18 protein-coding genes are annotated in these 16527 nt (G+C 71.2%); 13 read left to right on the top strand and 5 right to left on the bottom strand.

Going from position 1 to position 16527, the window contains the following annotated elements:
- A partial coding sequence (locus ACFWBW_RS39620) for a CsbD family protein (RefSeq protein WP_385384044.1) occupies positions 1-140 on the bottom strand: 140 nt, incomplete at its 3' end.
- A 178-nt stretch (positions 141-318) separates the two neighbouring features.
- Between ACFWBW_RS39620 and ACFWBW_RS39615 the strand changes: the two genes are divergently transcribed.
- Positions 319-585, top strand: a complete 267-nt coding sequence (locus tag ACFWBW_RS39615; protein WP_385384041.1) for a DUF4235 domain-containing protein — start codon at positions 319-321, stop codon at positions 583-585.
- 219 nt (positions 586-804) lie between these two features.
- Positions 805-1140, top strand: coding sequence for an isoamylase early set domain-containing protein (locus ACFWBW_RS39610; RefSeq protein ID WP_385384034.1), 336 nt, complete (start codon positions 805-807; stop codon positions 1138-1140).
- A 23-nt stretch (positions 1141-1163) separates the two neighbouring features.
- Here ACFWBW_RS39610 and ACFWBW_RS39605 read toward each other — a convergent pair whose 3' ends face one another.
- Positions 1164-2462 (bottom strand): AI-2E family transporter, encoded by a 1299-nt coding sequence (locus ACFWBW_RS39605; protein WP_385384037.1) that lies wholly within the window; start codon positions 2460-2462, stop codon positions 1164-1166.
- 186 nt (positions 2463-2648) lie between these two features.
- Here ACFWBW_RS39605 and ACFWBW_RS39600 point away from each other — a divergent pair, with 186 nt between their 5' ends.
- The 5 genes from ACFWBW_RS39600 (at position 2649) to ACFWBW_RS39580 (ending at position 7079) form a co-directional block, all read left to right on the top strand.
- The gene (locus ACFWBW_RS39600; protein ID WP_385384031.1) at positions 2649-4262 is read left to right on the top strand and encodes a phospholipase; all 1614 of its coding nucleotides are present in this window, start codon (positions 2649-2651) and stop codon (positions 4260-4262) included.
- A 7-nt stretch (positions 4263-4269) separates the two neighbouring features.
- Positions 4270-4785, top strand: a complete 516-nt coding sequence (locus tag ACFWBW_RS39595; RefSeq protein ID WP_385384028.1) for a low affinity iron permease family protein — start codon at positions 4270-4272, stop codon at positions 4783-4785.
- A gap of 169 nt (positions 4786-4954) precedes the next feature.
- Entirely contained in the window at positions 4955-5485 is a 531-nt protein-coding gene (locus ACFWBW_RS39590) for a DoxX family protein (RefSeq protein WP_385384024.1), read from the top strand.
- A gap of 125 nt (positions 5486-5610) precedes the next feature.
- Positions 5611-5757 (top strand): hypothetical protein, encoded by a 147-nt coding sequence (locus ACFWBW_RS39585; RefSeq protein WP_385384022.1) that lies wholly within the window; start codon positions 5611-5613, stop codon positions 5755-5757.
- 110 nt (positions 5758-5867) lie between these two features.
- Complete coding sequence (locus tag ACFWBW_RS39580; protein WP_385384019.1) at positions 5868-7079, top strand: lipase family protein; 1212 nt, start codon at positions 5868-5870, stop codon at positions 7077-7079.
- Between the two features lie 51 nt (positions 7080-7130).
- Here the strand turns inward: ACFWBW_RS39580 and ACFWBW_RS39575 are convergent, their stop codons facing one another.
- Complete coding sequence (locus ACFWBW_RS39575) at positions 7131-7763, bottom strand: pyridoxamine 5'-phosphate oxidase family protein (RefSeq protein WP_385384016.1); 633 nt, start codon at positions 7761-7763, stop codon at positions 7131-7133.
- 246 nt (positions 7764-8009) lie between these two features.
- Between ACFWBW_RS39575 and ACFWBW_RS39570 the strand changes: the two genes are divergently transcribed.
- From ACFWBW_RS39570 to thpD, 6 genes are all read left to right on the top strand, one after another.
- On the top strand, positions 8010-10010 hold the full coding sequence (locus ACFWBW_RS39570) for a hypothetical protein (RefSeq protein ID WP_385384014.1): 2001 nt from the start codon (positions 8010-8012) through the stop codon (positions 10008-10010).
- Positions 10011-10014: 4 nt separating this feature from the next.
- Positions 10015-11493 carry an ABC transporter substrate-binding protein gene (locus ACFWBW_RS39565; RefSeq protein ID WP_385384011.1) on the top strand — a complete coding sequence of 493 codons (1479 nt, stop codon included), beginning with the start codon at positions 10015-10017 and terminating at the stop codon, positions 11491-11493.
- Positions 11494-11789: 296 nt separating this feature from the next.
- Entirely contained in the window at positions 11790-12341 is a 552-nt protein-coding gene (gene ectA, locus ACFWBW_RS39560; RefSeq protein WP_385384008.1) for a diaminobutyrate acetyltransferase, read from the top strand.
- Between the two features lie 115 nt (positions 12342-12456).
- On the top strand, positions 12457-13725 hold the full coding sequence (ectB, locus tag ACFWBW_RS39555; RefSeq protein ID WP_385384004.1) for a diaminobutyrate--2-oxoglutarate transaminase: 1269 nt from the start codon (positions 12457-12459) through the stop codon (positions 13723-13725).
- A 35-nt stretch (positions 13726-13760) separates the two neighbouring features.
- The gene (locus ACFWBW_RS39550; RefSeq protein ID WP_385384001.1) at positions 13761-14177 is read left to right on the top strand and encodes an ectoine synthase; all 417 of its coding nucleotides are present in this window, start codon (positions 13761-13763) and stop codon (positions 14175-14177) included.
- Positions 14178-14233: 56 nt separating this feature from the next.
- Positions 14234-15136, top strand: a complete 903-nt coding sequence (thpD, locus tag ACFWBW_RS39545; RefSeq protein WP_385383998.1) for an ectoine hydroxylase — start codon at positions 14234-14236, stop codon at positions 15134-15136.
- A gap of 59 nt (positions 15137-15195) precedes the next feature.
- Here the strand turns inward: thpD and ACFWBW_RS39540 are convergent, their stop codons facing one another.
- Positions 15196-15831, bottom strand: a complete 636-nt coding sequence (locus ACFWBW_RS39540) for a hypothetical protein (RefSeq protein WP_385383995.1) — start codon at positions 15829-15831, stop codon at positions 15196-15198.
- A gap of 20 nt (positions 15832-15851) precedes the next feature.
- A partial coding sequence (locus ACFWBW_RS39535; RefSeq protein ID WP_385383991.1) for an NAD(P)/FAD-dependent oxidoreductase occupies positions 15852-16527 on the bottom strand: 676 nt, incomplete at its 5' end.

Below are 16527 nucleotides of genomic sequence, written 5' to 3'. Positions count from 1 at the left end.
TCCTTGGCCTTCTCCTTGGCCTGGCGGGCGTCCCCCTTCATCTGCTCCGCGCGGCCCTCGGCGGTCAGGCGCTCGTTGCCGACGGCGCGGCCCATCGCTTCCTTGGTCTTGCCCTTGGCCTGTTCCTTCTTGGCCTTCATCTTCTGCTCACCCGACACGGCTCTCACTCCGATCGTTGGCGATCATCTGACGTGCCGCTTCTGTCCGAATGCCCGTCCGGCAAACCTCCCTGCCCGGCGACGCGCGTTAGCCGCGAGCGGCTCGGGGCAGGCGCCGAGGAGACCGATTACGGAGACCGACTACATGGTGGAGGCAGCGGTGGAGACCTCGAAGATCGCCTACAAACCGGTGGGTCTGGCCCTCGGTGCCACAGGTGGGTTGCTGGCCGGAATGGCCTTCAAACAGCTCTGGAAGCGGCTCGGCCACGAGGACGACGCGCCGAGCGCGACCGACGAGGACCGTACGTGGCGGGAGATCCTCATCGCCGCGGCCCTCCAGGGCGCCGTGTTCGCCGCGGTCAAGGCCGCGATCGACCGCGGCGGCGCGGTGGCCGCCAAACATCTGACCGGTACCTGGCCCGCTTGAGGCGGCGAACAGCGGCGCGAACGTGATCGACAGGATGCGCCGCAGGCGCAGGTCGCTGCGTGCCCATGGCGCTTCGGATCCGTCGGCCCGGCGTCTGCCCGGGCGGGGAGGTTCATCCGGGTCCGAGCCGATGGTGCCGGCGGCGTCTCACGCGACCGGGTCCGCTCCGGACGGGTGATGCGGGGTGCCCGCGCGGCGGGTCGTGAGCCGGAACGGGCGGTGGTCGTCAGGCTGACCCCGGTCGGCGGGCACTGCCCGCCCTACGAAAAGGAGCAGTCCGTGCTGGAGCGCAAGCGCCGGAAGCACACGACCGATGTCACCTTCGTACTTCCCGGGGACGTCCCGCCCGGGCCGGTGAGTGTCGTCGGTACCTTCAACGACTGGCATCCCGGCGCACACGTCCTCGCACCCCGGACCGACGGAATGCGCGCCGTGACCGTGGCTCTCCCCGCCAAGGCCACCCACAGCTTCCGCTACCTCGCGGCCGGCGACTACTGGTTCGACGAGCCGGCCGCCGACGGACACGAGGAAGGCAACAGCCGCCTGCGCACCTGACCTCACATGGCGCAGGGCGCCGTTCAGCGGTCGGGGCCGTCCTGCGCCTCCGCCGACTCGTCCTCCGGCGGGGCGTCGGGCGGGGGCGCCGGGGGCCCCGCACTCGTGACGGCGCGGGCGGAGTGGGCCCGGAGGTGGGTGACCACCGTATTGCCCACGGCGACGAGCGGGACCGCCACGACGGCCCCGCCGATTCCCGCGATGGTGCCGCCCGTGGCGACGGCCAGGACCACGGCCAGCGGGTGGACGCGTACGGCCCTGCCCAGGATGAACGGCTGGAGCACGTGTCCTTCGATTTGCTGCACCACGAGGACGATCATCAGCGCCATCAGTGCGGTGAAGACCCCTTCCGTGACGAGGGCGACCACGACCGCCAGGGCGCCGGAGGCCACGGCGCCCACGAGGGGCACGAAGGAGGACAGGAAGATCACCACGCCGATCGGAACGGCGAGCGGTACGCCCAGGAAGTAGATGCCCACGCCGATGAAGACCGCGTCGATCATCGCGACGATCATGCTGCCGCGCACGTAGGCGGTGAGGGTCCGCCAGGCGCGCGGGCCGGCGCCGGCGACCCCCGGGCGGGCCGCCGCGGGGACGAGCCGCAGGGTCCACTGCCAGATGCGCTTGCCGTCGTACAGCAGGAAGAGGGTGGCGAACATGGCCAGCAGCAGTCCGGCGATCACCTCCACCAGGACGGTCACGCCCTGGAGGCCGGTGGAGGTGATCTCGCTCGTGCTGGTGCCGATGCTGTCGCTCAGGCTGTCGGCGATGGCGTTGATCTGCTGTTCCGTGACGTGCAGCGGGCTGTCGATCAGCCATTGTTTGAGCTCTCCGATGCCTTCCTGAACCCGGTCCGAGAGGTTGCCGAGGTTGGCGAGCACCTGCCAGACGACGAACCACCCGACCAGTCCGAGCATCACGAATCCGCAGGTCGCGGTCAGGGCCGTCGCCGCGCCCCGGGACAGTCCGCTCCGGTGCAGCCGTGCGACCGTCGGCTGGAGCAGCGCGGTGACCAGGAGCGCGACGACGAAGGAGAGGGCGACCAGCCGTACCGCCCCGATGACCCGCATCAGCACCCAGACGGTGGCGGCGAGCACCAGGAACCGCCAGCCGGCCTCCGCGGCCACCCGTACCCCCCAGGGCACCGCGGCCGCGGGCGCCCGCGCCGCGCTGCCGGGCCCTTGCCGCGGCTCGGGCGCAGCCGTTTCCTCCCACGCTGCGGCGGCCTCCGCCTCGCGTTGGGCATGGAGCCGGGCCCGGCGCTCACCGAGCCCGGCAGCGCTCTTCTTGGCGCGCCCGAGCCATCCGCGCACTCGGGACAGAGGTCGGTCCACCGTGGAGTTCCTCCGGGTCGTCGCGTGGGAGAACTCCCTCCAGGCTGAACCGTGCGGGCACCACCGGCATCCGGGACCCGGGCAGGTGGGCGAATCGGCCCCCTCGGGCGGTACCGTCCCCCTTCCCGAGTGGAAGGGCGGGATGCGGGTACGCGTGTGAGTGGAGGCCCCACTGTGCCCACCTCGGACTGGCTCCTGGCACCTGGAGAACGCGGAAACACCGCCACCCGGCTGGAACATCGCCGGGCGGACGGGGCGGCGTGGTCCGAGGGCAACGAGGCCCGGCCGCTCGTACACGGCGCCACGTACTTCGCCGAGCTCCTCGAACGGGTCCGGGCGATGCGCGCCGGCGATCTGCTCCTGTTCACCGACTGGCGCGGCGATCCCGACGAGCGGCTGGGCGGACCCGGTACGGAGGTCGCGGCCGTACTGGGTGCGGCGGCCGAGCGCGGAGTCATCGTCAAGGGCCTGCTGTGGCGCTCCCATCTGGACGGCTTCCGGTTCAGCGCGGAGGAGAACCGCTCCCTGAGCGAGGACCTCGCAGCGGCGGGCGGCGAGTGCCTGCTCGACCTGCGCGTGCGGCCCGGTGGTTCGCACCACCAGAAGATGGTGGTGCTGCGGCACGCCGGCCGCCCGGAGCGCGACGTCGCGTACGTCGGCGGGATCGACCTCTGCCACAACCGCAACGACGACGCCGACCACCGCGGTGACCGGCAATCGATGCCCCTGGCGCCCCGCTACGGTCCGCACCCCCCGTGGCACGACGTCCAGCTGGCCCTGCGCGGGCCCGTCGTCGGCGACGTCGAAGCCGTCTTCCGCGAGCGCTGGGAGGATCCCGCGCCGCTCAGCCGCAGTCCGCTGATGCGTCTGCGGGAACTGCTGGCACGCGAGGACACCAGCGCGGACGAGCTTCCGCCGCAGGCACCCGATCCCCCGCCGTGCGGCACGCACGCCGTGCAGGTGCTGCGTACGTATCCGAACCGTCTGCTGAGCGGCTATCCCTTCGCCCCCGACGGCGAGCGGAGCATCGCCCGGGGCTACCTCAAGGCGCTGCTGCGGGCCCGGACGCTGATCTACGTGGAGGACCAGTACCTGTGGTCGCCGCGCGTCGTGGACTGCTTCGCCCGGGCCCTGCGCGCGAGTCCGCGGCTGCGGCTCGCCGCCGTCATCCCCTCCGTTCCGGAGCAGGACGGCCCGCTCACCGGACCCATGAACCTGATCGGACGGATCACCGCCCTGGAGGAGCTGCGCCGCGCCGGAGGAGACCGGGTCGCGGTGTACGGCCTGGAGAACCATGCCGGGACCCCCGTCTACGTGCACGCGAAGGTCTGCGTGATCGACGACGTGTGGGCCGCCGTGGGGTCCGACAACGTCAACATGCGTTCGTGGACGCACGACTCCGAGCTGAGCTGCACCGTCCTCGACCTGGCCGCCGATCCGAGGCCGCCGCACGACCCGGGCGGACTCGGAGACGGGGCCCGCCGCTTCGCCCGGGAGCTGCGCCTAGAGCTGATGCGGGAGCACCTCGACGCGGATGAGGCAGATGCCCTGTCGACGGAAGGGCTGTGCGATCCGACCACCGCGTTCGACCGGTTCCGCGAGGCCGCCGCGGCTCTGGACGCCTGGCACGCGGCCGGGTGCCGTGGCCCGCGTCCCGCGGGCCGCCTGCGCCGCTACGTCGCTCCGCGGCTGCCGTCCGTCCGGCGCCTGCTCGCGACCCCGCTGCACCACGCCCTCGTCGACCCCGACGGCCGGCCTCTCCGGATGCGGCTCCGCGGCGAATTCTGACGTTGCCGTGGCCTCAACCCTGACCAAGACCTGCGCCCGGCGGAATCCGGAGTTCGAGCGGCTCCACAGGGCCAAGGGCATCGAACGCCGCCGCGTCCGGCAGCTCACCGCGCAGACGGTTGGGCCGCCCGGCACCGGGCAGACGCCAGGCATGACCCTGGAGCATCCGTCCGAGAAGGGCAGTCCGGGGCGGCTCGGCCGCTTCGAGAAACTGGCGGAACTCGCATCCAATTTCACGAGCTCAGCGGTCTTCTCCTTCCTGTGTGTCCTCCTGGTGGCGGCCTTCATCACCGTCCACCTCCTGCACCTGCCGATGGAATGGCAGCACCTCGCCGGTGACGCCATGGCCGCGGTGTCCCTGCTGCTGATCGCCCTGCTCAAGAACTCCGAACGCCGCGCCGAGCACGCGATCCAGCGCAAGCTGGACGCCATCGCCCACGCCCTGCTGGAGGAGCGGGAGGGGACGGGGCACAAGGCTCACCAGGAGTTGAAGGAGGTCATCGGGATCGAGGAGCAGGAGTAGTCCGCGGAGCAGGAGCAGTCCGCGTACCGCGTACCCGAGGAGTCGCCCCCCATCTGGGCGGAAGCTCGGATGCGGTGCGGTGGTGTGGCGGTGCGGAAGGCGTGGAACACATTCCGCCGATCCCTCCTGTCGAGGCGCCCCCTTCCTGTTCCTGTCGAAAGGCCAACCCATGCACTTCACCCTCCGCAAGGACCTCGGACTGCTTTCCCTGCGCCTCGCGGCAGGCGGCGTCCTGATGGCGCACGGCACGCAGAAGCTCTTCGGCTGGTTCGGCGGTGGCGGCATCGAGGGCACGGCCCGGGCGATGGAGCACATGGGCTTCACGCCGGGCAGGCGGAGCGCCATCGCCGCCGGGCTCGGTGAGGCGGGTGGCGGCGCCCTGCTCGCACTGGGTCTCGCCACGCCCGCGGCGGGCGCCGCCGCGGCCGGCGCCATGGCGGGGGCCGTAGCGGTCCACGCCCCCGCCGGCTTCTTCGCCCAAGGCGGCGGCTTCGAGTACCCGGCCCTGCTCGGCACCGTCGCCGCCTGCCTCGGCGTCACCGGGCCGGGGCGCATCTCCCTCGACCACGTCAGCCGGCACCGGCTCGACCGTCCCGCCGTCATCGTGGTGGCGTTCGCCGCCAGCGCGGTCGCGGCCACCATCGTCGTCAACCGGCGCGTCGCCGCGATGGAGCCCCCGGCCGGAGGCGACGAGGACTGATCCGGCCCGCCCGGCCCGCGCAGCGAAGTCGCCGGCCGGTCGCCGATCCGTGCGGGCGCGCGCTGGAACTGGTCGAACCCCGGGATGCGTAGACGTTAAAAGCGAACTGGACTAGCGTCTCGCGCATGAACCCGGAGCGCGGCATGCGGCCCGCCAACTCCCTTACACCTAACGGTCGTTACGCGATCGGAGCCGTGCGTCGCGATGAGATCCCGGCAGCGGCGCCGGAGGCCTTCGCGACGATCGGCGAGAAGGGCGCGCTGATCCCTTGACGCACGGGCAGAGCCACCTCCGCGGAACCATGCGAACGACCTCCCTCCCGGCAGGTGGGCGGCCGGATGCCAAGGGTGAACGGGCCTGCCGTGCAAAGAAGTTGATCCGGGTGCACCGCTGGGCCTCGGTCGCTGCGATCGCCGCGGCCCTGGCACTGTCGGGCTGCACCGGCAACGGCGGGCACCAGGGCCCGGAACGACCGGCCGCTTCTGCACCCGTGCCCGAGGGCGACGCCTTCTACGACCCGCCGGACCCGCTACCCCCGGGCAAACCGGGCACGGTGATCCGCCAACGCCCGTACACGCCACCCGAGATGGAGCTGACGCTGCCTTCGCGCACCATTCTGGTGATGTACCTGAGCACCGGAACCGACGGCGAGCCGGTGGCCGCGAGCGGGCTGGTGACCGTGCCCGACGGGCCCGCGCCCTCCGGGGGGCGACCCGTCGCCGCGGTGAACCACGGCACCATGGGCATCGGTTCGGCTTGCGCCCCGTCCCGCATCCCGGCCTTTGCCGGGCTGCAGGACGCCAGTCCGGTCGGGAAGCTCCTCGCGCGCGGATTCGTGGTCGTACAGCCGGACTACATCGGACTGGGGGTGACCGGGGTCAGACATCCGTACCTCAACGGCAAGTCCGCCGCGTACGCCACCCTCGACATGCTCCGCGCCGCTCGCGGGATCGCCCCGGGGGCGGGCACGACCACACTCCTCTACGGCGGATCCCAGGGCGGGCACGCCGCGCTGTGGAGCGCGCACCACGCCAACGGGTACGCCCCCGACATCGACCTCAAGGGTGTGGTCGCCAACGCGCCGGCGGTCGGATTCGAGTGGATGCCCGCCCTGTTCGCCGCGCAGAACGAGACCGCCACTCCCTACACCGGGATCCTGCTGACGCTCATCAACGGGGCCTCGGCCGCCGACCCGGCGGTCAAGCCCGCCGAACTCCTCACCCCCGCCGGCCTGGCCGCGGCGAACCGCATCTGGACGCAACCCTGCATGGCCGACGACCCGGACCTCCCGCCCGCCACCGGCATCCTCCGGCCCGGCGCCGATCTGGCACCGCTCAACGCCGCCCTCAAGGCCAGCGCCACCGGCGAGGTCACCGTCAAGGTCCCCGTGCTGTTGCCGCAGGGCGGCAACGACGTGCTGAGCAACCTCAACCAGACGCTCGCCCGGGAACTGTGCGACAAGGGTGTGAGCCTGGAGTTCAAGTACTACGCCGACCAGGGCCACACCCTCAGTGACGGCCCGCTGGACGATGCCATCGCCTGGATGGACGCCCGGCGCACCGGCGCACCGATGGCCGCGAGCTGCGTGTTCTGAGCGGCGGCCACGCCGTGTGCCCCGTCCGCACGGCCCGACGGGGCCGCTCGTTCAGATGTACATGTTCTTCTCTTCGTACGAGGGCCCGTAGTAGCGCTCCAGTGATTCCAGGGACTCCTGCGTGCGCTCCAGGCTCTTCGAGATCCTGGCCCTGGAGGGGGCCGCATCGGGGTTCCAGGTCTCCGGCTTCCACAGGGCGGAGCGTACGAAGGCCCGGGAGCAGTGGAAGTAGACCTGTTCGACCTCCACGAGGAGGGCGAGCGTGGGGCGGTGGCCCTTGACGGTCAGGTCGTCGAAGAAGGGTGCCTCGCGGAGCAGCCGGGCGCGGCCGTTGATGCGCAGGGAGTCGCCGCGGCCCGGGATGAGGAAGAGCAGACCGACGTGGGGGTTGGTGAGGACGTTGTGGTAGCCGTCGGCCCGGCGGTTTCCGGGGCGGTCCGGGATCACGAGGGTGGTGTCGTCGAGGACCTTGGCGAAACCGGGCGGGTCGCCCTTGGGCGATACGTCGCAGGTGCCGTCGGCGGCGGAGGTGGAGATCATGCAGAGCGGTGAGCGGGCGAGCCACTGCTTGTGGTGGTCGTGGAGGGTCTGCCGTTCCTTTTCGATGGCCACGGCGGTGGGCTCGCCGAGCAGCTCGCGCAGCTCCCCCTCGGTGCCGATCTCCTCGAACGCCCCTGTGTCCACTGCCCGCCCCCGTCTTCGCGGACGGCCGGTGCGCCGCCCCGTGCTGCGACTATGCCACGGACGTCCGCGGCACACGGCGGGTCCCCCGGACCGGATGAACGGTCCCGCCACCGGCCCGGCGCCGCCGCCCGGATGCCCGGTCCGGCCGGCCTGATCGGAATCAAGGAGCGGAAACCCCTGTCTGACTCCGGCTCCGGATGGCAGGCTCTAGTCCTCGAAGCGCAGTCCTGGGGGGGATGACACGTCATGGAGCCGGGTACGGGCATGGGCCTGCGGGGCCGCAGCGGCATCCTGTCGCTGGTCGACGCGTGCCTGAAGGAGGACCCGGCGGCCGAGCGGCCCCTGACCATGCTCCTCGGCCCGGCCGGCAGCGGAGCCAGCGAGGCGCACAGCGCGCTCATGGAGCGCTTCGGGCCCGACTACCCCTTCGCGTTCGTCAACTTCGGCGGGGCCCAGTCCCTGCTGCCGCGCTACGCCCTCGGCCTCCTGGCCCGCCAGCTCGAACGCAAGCTGCCCCGCTACGGCCGCTCCCACTTCCCGCTGCTCAGCCTCGGCCTGCTCGCTTCCGACCAAGAGCTGCGCATGCGCAGCCTCGCGGAGGGCCGGCGCGCGGTACAGCGCCAGCTCGACCGGTTCCAGGAGGAGAACGAGGCCCGGCACGGCGACTACCTGGCCGCCTTCTTCGAAGTGGGCATGGGCGCGGTCGGCATGCCCGAGGGCGCCTCGAGCGCCGCGCTCGCCCTCTTCCAGGACGCTCTGCGGCGCGGCCGCCGCACCGTGCCCGGCCTGCTCGGCGGCCGGCTGGGCAATCGGCTCACCGCCGGGGCCCACTGGTACGGACGCCACCCCATGACCCGCAGCGCGGACCCCATGGAAGCCCTCGTCGAGCTCAACCTGTGGCGCCACGAGGGCGACGAGAACGAACAGGAGCGCCTCGACCTCATCCTCTTCTCGGCCTTCCTGGAGGATCTCCGGCGCAACACCGCCCGCAATTTCATGCCGCGTTCCTACTTGCTGCTCCTGGACAACTCCCACACGGAGTACGGCCGCCACTTCCTGGACCTGTTACTGCGCTCCCGACACGACCAGACCGTCGTGGCCGGGCACGCCAGTGACCCGCTGACCGTCGTCGCCAGCTCCAACCGCTGGCTGCCCCGCTGGGGTTCGGCCACCGGGGACTCCTGGCCCTGGCAGCTGCGCGGCCCCGACCGGGCTTCGCTGGCCGACTGGCACGCCCACCGGCCGCCCCGCGACAGCGAGGACAGCTGGTGGTACCCGCTGCGCCTGCGCGACCTCAATCTGGACGAGGTGCGGATCCGGATAGAGCTCCAGCTCGGCGGGAACAGCGATCTGGCCCCGCTGACCCGCCTCACCCCCTTCGTGCACAGGCTCACCGGAGGGCTGCCGCGCGCCGTCCACCAGGTGCTCGACGTACTGCGCCAGGCCGGGCCGCTCCCGGACTCGGGCCCCCAGCAGGACCGTTGGCTGCGCACCCTGCCCGACCGGCCCCTGCGCACCGGGGAGAACTCCGCCACCCTCGCCGACACCGCCCTCGGCCATCTCCTGCGCGATTTCGACGGGACCCAGCGCGCGGCCCTGGCCGAATGCTCCGCCGCCCGCGACTTCTCCGTGGCCACGCGGCTGCTCAGCCCCGACGACTCCCTGTTCGGCGACATCCGGGCGCGCTGGCTGCTGACCGGACCCGTCGCCGTGGTCCCCGTACTCCATCCGTGGCTGCGCCGGCTGCTCCTGTGGCAGCTGGCCGCACGCCCCGAGGCGTGGGACGCCGTGCACGAACTCCTCGCCGAGTACTACCGCGCCGAGGGCAAACCGGTGCAGGAGATGTACCACCAGCTCGCCCGCGGCCGGACCGAGGAGGTCACCGCCCACCTGACCCGGCGGTTCACCGACGTACCGGCCGCGCAGTGGATCTCCGAGTTCGACGCGATCACCTCCGCCCCGAACCGGCTCCCCGCCGGCAGCGGGCCGCTGGAGCTCCTGTCCGGGCTCATCCCGCGCCGGCCCGGGCGGGTGATGGACACCGAGTCCGTGATCCACACCCTGGTGACCACCCGGTGGGTGTGGAGCGATCCGCTGGCCGACCCCGCCATGCGGCTGGGAAACCTGATCGCCGACGGCTGCACCCAGCTGTCCCAACTGCGGAGGGACGACATCGTGGCCCTGTTCAACGAGGCCGAGCGGTACCGGCATTGGCGCGATCCCCAGACCGCGGGCTGGGAGGGCTGAGCACGTGCCCAGACTCGAATGGCCCCTGCACGTCGTACGCCGCGTCGCCTTGGCCACCGCTGCGGTCATCACCCTCGTGGGGGCGCTCTGGCTGGGCGCGGGCTGGCTCCAGGAACGGCAGGCCAGGTGCGCCGACGGGGTCGTGGAACAGGGGCCGGACGACGAGTGCGTCGGCGTGAGCGACGGCTCCTACGTCTTCGCTCCGCACCTCGACGCCGTCAGCGCGAAGATCGAGGTGGAGAACCGCAGGGTCCTCGCCAACGCGGACAAGGAACCGTACGTCAGCGTCGCCTACTTCACCTCTTTCACCACCACCGCCGCGGACAGCAACTCCGCCGAGGGAGTCCGGCACGAACTCCAGGGCGCCTACCTGGCCCAGTACCGGCACAACCAGGGCGACTTGGCCGCCACGCCCAAGATCCGGCTGCTCATAGCCAATCCGGGCAGCAAGTCCACGCAGTGGAAGCACACCGTCGACGCGCTGATCGCCCGCAAGGATTCCCCGGACCGGCTCGTCGCGGTGGCCGGACTCGGCCCCAGCACCGACGAGAACCTCGCGGCCATAAAGCGCTTCTCCGAGAACGGGATCGCCATGGTCGGCGCGACCATGACCGCCTCGGACATCAAGGACATCAACGGCTTCGTCCGGATCGCCCCCACCAACGAGGACCAGGCGTACGCGGGCGCCGGATACCTGAAGCGGCGCGGGGTGGCCACCGGCGTCGTCATCCAGGACGTGGCGGGGGGAGACCTCTACTCCTCCACCCTCGGCGACGCCTTCACCAAGGCGTTCCACGACGGCGGCGCGCACAAGCTCGTCGCCGAGAGGATGACCTACGATTCCTCCGTCAGCAGTGCCTGGCAGAACGAGCTGCGCTACATGCCCGGCCAGTTGTGCCAGCAGCGTCCGCAACTCGTCTACTTCGCGGGCCGCGGGCTGCACCTGACCCGGTTCCTCGACGCGCTCGCCAATCGCAGCTGCACGGAGCAGCGGTTCACCGTGTTCACCGGGGACGACACCACCAACCTGAGCCCCGCACAGCTCGCCCGGGCCGCCGAGACGGGCATCGAGGTGCTGTACACCGGCCTCGCCCACCCCGACATGTACCGCGCGGCGCCGCAGGCGGTGTCCGCGCCCTCCGCGAAGAACTTCCAGCCGGGCGGGTTGATGGACCAGTGGTTCCCGCACGACCCCCGCGAGGACGGTGGGGCCCTGATGGGCCACGACGCGGTCCTCGCCGCGGCGCACGGCATCCAGATGGCCGCCCGCTGGCAGGGAGAGGTGGCCGGCGACGCGGTGGCCCGGATGTTCCACCAGATGGACGGTACCCAGCAGGTGGCAGGGGCCAGCGGTTTCGTCTCCTTCCAGAACAACGGCAACCCGCGCAACAAGGCCGTGCCGATCCTGCGCCTCAACGCCAAGGGCCAGGTGGAGCTCGTCGAGGTCTCCGCGGCGGAGGGCAAACCACCACAGGGACAGTGACGCGCCAGGCCGGGCCCCACCGTGCCGCTTCTGACCGCGCAGCTGTGATCGAAACCCCCGGCCAGCCGACGAAGACATCACACTCGAGGGAAAACGTGAGACAGGGCAAAGACGTTATCCGCTCGTTATAAACTCGAGGGTGCGGTGGAGATGTCCGCATATTTTGCGAAACATCCACCGCATAGCCGGTGCTTTCGCGATCCCGGGCAGGCGCCTGCACCTATCACGAACAGCACCCTCTCCGTAACCCCTTGGCCCCGTGCAATCCGCTCCATCCCTAGGTAGCTTCGGCCCGCATGACTGCTCATGCAGAACTGGCCCATTACCGAAGGACCCTGCCGTCCGCTCCGACCACATCGACCGCGCACATCGACCGCCCCCGCCCCGGTGACGGCCGCCGGCTGTGGCGCCTCGCCCGCGATTCCAGGACGCTCGACCTCAACTCGGCCTACAGCTATCTCCTCTGGTGCCGTGACTTCGCCGGCACGTCCGCGGTGGCCCGTGACTCGTCCGGGCGTCCCGTCGGATTCGTCAGCGGATACCTGCGGCCCGACAGCCCCGGAACGCTCCTCGTCTGGCAGATCGCCGTCGACGAATCCGTCCGCGGCCTGGGCATCGCCGGGGCCCTGCTCGACGGCCTCTCCGCCCGCGTGGCGGCGGAACACGGCCTGAGCTTCCTGGAGACCACCATCTCCCCCGGCAACCTCGCGTCGGAGCGGCTCTTCACCTCGTACGCCGCACGGCACGGCGCCACGCTCACGCGCGAAGTGCTGTTCGCCCCGGAGGAGTTCCCGGACCGCGGCTACGCCCCGGAGGTCCTGCACCGCATCGGACCGCTCCCCTTCTGAGCCCGGTCCGGGGCCCTCGCCCGGCGCGCCGAACCCCGCGCGCCGAAGCCTTCGCGCCGAGCACCTCCCGCCGAACATCACGCACGCAACACCCCACGATCATTGGAGAGTTCCCTTGACCATGACCGAGCCGGTCCTGTCCGTCTTCGAGACCCTGGAGTCCGAGGTGCGCAGCTACTGCCGCGCCTGGCCCGTCGTCTTCGAGCGCGCCACGGGAAGCCGGCTGTACGACGAGCACGGCTCCGGCTACCTCGACTTCTTCGCGGGCGCCGGGTCCCTGAACTACGGCCACAACAACCCCGTCCTGAAGCGGGCCCTGCTCGACTACCTGGAGCGGGACGGCATCACTCACGGCCTCGACATGGCGACGACCGCCAAGCGGGCCTTCCTCGAGACCTTCCGGTCCCACGTCCTCGAACCCCGCGCACTGAACTACAAGGTGATGTTCCCGGGGCCCACCGGGACCAATGCCGTCGAGGCAGCGCTGAAACTGGCGCGGAAGGCCAAGGGCCGCGAGTCGGTCGTGTCCTTCACCAACGCCTTCCACGGCATGTCGCTCGGCTCCCTCGCCGTCACGGGCAACGCCTTCAAACGGGCCGGCGCCGGCATCCCCCTGGTCCACGGCACCCCGATGCCCTTCGACAACTACCTCGGCGGCAGGACCCCCGACTTCCTCTGGTTCGAGCGCCTGCTGGAGGACCAGGGCTCCGGCCTGAACCACCCGGCCGCGGTCATCGTCGAGACGATCCAGGGTGAGGGCGGGATCAACGTGGCCCGCGCGGAGTGGCTCCGCGCCCTCGCGGACCTGTGCCGCCGCCGCGACATGCTGCTGATCGTCGACGACATCCAGATGGGCTGCGGCCGGACCGGGGAGTTCTTCTCCTTCGAGGAGGCCGGCATCACGCCCGACATCGTCACGCTGTCGAAGTCCATCAGCGGCTACGGACTTCCCATGTCCCTGTGCCTGTTCAAGCCCGAGCTGGACCTGTGGGAGCCGGGCGAGCACAACGGAACCTTCCGCGGCAACAACCCTGCCTTCGTCACCGCGACAGCCGCCCTGGAGACGTACTGGGGCGACGGCGTCCTGCGCGAGCGGACCCTCCTGCAGGGCGCGCGCATCGAGAGCGCGCTGCGCGAGCTCTGCGGCGAACACGCCCGGCTGGGCGCGACGTACCGGGGCCGCGGGCTGGTCTGGGGCATCGAGTTCACCCACAAGGAGCGAGCGGCCGCGGTGTCCCGGAGGGCTTTCGAGCACGGTCTCCTCATCGAGACCTCGGGCCCCCAGGGCGAGGTCGTGAAGCTGCTCCCGCCGCTGACCGTCACCGCCGACGAACTCGACGAGGGCCTCGACATCCTCGCCCGCTCCGTCCGCGAAACCGCCTGACCGGCACCCCGCCGCACACCACGAAGGGCACCACCATGATCGTCCGCTCGTTCCGGGACATCGAGGGAACCGACCGCCACGTCAAGGCGGCATCCGGCACCTGGGAGAGCAAGCGCATCGTCCTGGCCAAGGAACGCGTCGGCTTCTCCCTGCACGAGACCGTCCTGTACGCGGGCACCGAGACGTCCATGTGGTACGCGAACCACGTGGAGGCCGTGGTCTGCACGCAGGGCGAGGCCGAGCTCACGGACGAGGAGACGGGCCTGACGTACACGATCACGCCGGGAACCATGTACCTCCTCGACGGCCACGAGCGCCACACCCTGCGCGTCAGGCACGAGTTCCGCTGCCTGTGCGTCTTCAACCCGCCCGTGACCGGCCGGGAGGACCACGACGAGAACGGCGTGTACCCCCTGCTCACCGAACCCGAACCCGAACCCGACCACGGCTGACGCACCGAAGAACGCACGGACCAGAGAAGATCCAGAGAGGAGAGGCAGGCACCGCCATGACCTCCGTATCCACACGCACGGTGACCGACCTGTATCCGACCCGGGGCTCCGAGGAGGTGCTCACCGGCCGCGCGGACCCCGTCGTCTGGTCCGAGCCCGGCACGCCCGGCCCGATATGGGCCCACGAGTTGGAGAGCTACGAGCGCGACGGGTTCCTGTCCGTCGAAGAACTCATCACCCCCGAGGAGACGGACGTCTACCGGGCCGAGATGGACCGGCTGCTCCGCGACCCCTCGACGCTGGCGGACGAGCGGTCCATCGTGGAGCCGAAGTCCCGGGAAGTGCGCTCCGTCTTCGAAGTCCACCGGATCAGCGAGGTGTTCGCGGCCCTCGCCGCCGATCCGCGCGTCGTGGGGCGCGCGCGGCAGATCCTGGGCTCCGAGGTGTACGTGCACCAGTCCCGGATCAACGTCAAGCCCGGTTTCGGTGCCAGCGGCTTCTACTGGCACTCCGACTTCGAGACCTGGCACGCCGAGGACGGCCTGCCGCACATGCGCACCGTCTCGGTGTCCATCGCCCTGACGCCGAACTACACCACCAACGGCGGCCTGATGATCATGCCCGGCTCCCACCGGAGCTTCCTGGGCTGCGCCGGTGCGACGCCGGAGGACAACTACAAGAAGTCCCTCCAGATGCAGGATGCGGGCACCCCGTCGGACGAGGCGCTGACCAAGTTCGCCTCGGCCTGCGGCATCAGGGTCTTCACCGGCAAGGCCGGCTCGGCCACCTGGTTCGACTGCAACGCGATGCACGGCTCGGGCGACAACATCACGCCCTATCCGCGCAGCAACGTGTTCCTCGTCTTCAACAGCGTCGAGAACCGCCCGTCGAAGCCCTTCGCCGCCCCGGTGCGCCGCCCCGGATACATCGCCTCGCGGGACTTCACCCCGCTGCGCTGACTCCCGTACGGCCTGCCCGGCCCGGCACCCGCCCGGCCGGGCAGGCCGGTCGCGGGCGGCTACACAGCGACGGTGATGGCCAGGATGTTCCCGGTGATCCGTGCGACGAGCCGCATCTTGAAGCCGTTCTCGGTGAGGGTTTCGATGGACTCCTCCGGGCCGTCCGGCGCGTCGACGATGGCGAGTTGAGCGGAGATCCACTCCTTCTGTCGAGTGGTCGCCTTTCCGTCCAGCGTGATGTCCGCACACTCCGCCAGGGTGGCCGCGACCTTCGCCGACGTCGAGTTCAGGGCCATGCACTCGACGCGATGCGCTCGGCCGTCGTCATCATCGCTCGTCCGCACCCAGAGCGTGAAGCCTTCCGGGAGGATCCGCTTCGCCTCCAACGGCCCTTGGCCGTAGCGGCCCTGGCGCTGGACCTCCATGCCCCACCGGCCGGCGATCTTGGCCATGATCACGTCGGCCTTGGGGCCGGGAAACGCAGGAGAGCTCCACGTCTCCGACGGCGAGGGCGAGGGCGAGGGCGTTGCGGACACGGACGGCGACGGGTCGGGGGGCGCTGCCGACTTGTCCGACTGACCGTCACCGGCCGTACAGCCGCCCAGCAGGAACACCGAACTCGCCAGCAGGAGGCCGGTCATACGTATGCGGAGCGGGAAGTCGCCTGATCCGGTCCGGCTGTTGTGGTCACTCATGAGGTCGCACCTTAGCCCGGTCAGCCGAAGCCCTGCGCTCCCAGCCTCGCGTACGTTCCGGCCAGGTGGTGGATGTCGCGCTCCGCGCCCTCGTACAGCCACTGCCGGTACGTGGCCGCGGCCTGGTGGGGGTCGAGCGCCCCGTCCGTCACGGCCGCCGTGAGGCTGCCCGCCGTCCAGCCGGACAGCAGGGCACGCAGCACGCCGTGGGAGGAGGACGGGTCCAGCTGCGCGCCGGCGTCGCCGACAACGAACCAGCCCGGCCCCGCGGGGGCCCCGCTCAGCCGCCAGGTCACGTCGGCGGCCCGCGCCGGGCCCTCGGGGGTCAGGCCCGAGAACTCCTCGGGCAGCCAGGTGCGCGACCTCTGCTCCGGCACCAGGTCCAGACGCATCCACTGGTACCGGGCGGCCCCCACCCGGGCCGTCCAGGTCCACCCGGTGTGGTCGGCGACGATCGCGGGCGCCGCGTCACGGGCGGGGCAGGCGCCCACGGCGTAGCCGTAGCGGATCAGCAGGCGCGGTGACCGCGTCCGGTCGGTGCGGATGGGCCCGAGGGTGCGGCCGGTCCAGCGAGCGCGGCCGGTCGCGTCGATGACGGTCCGCGCGCGGATCGTCGCCGTGCGCGGCCCCGGGCCCCGGATGCGGGCGCCCGTCACGACACCACCCTCGACCAGGGGTTCCAGCACGCGACAGGAC

This window comes from Streptomyces sp. NPDC059957, from assembly GCF_042730015.1.
Taxonomy (GTDB): domain Bacteria; phylum Actinomycetota; class Actinomycetes; order Streptomycetales; family Streptomycetaceae; genus Streptomyces.
Note: the sequence above shows the minus strand (reverse complement) of the source record. Positions and strands in the feature narration are given on the sequence as shown.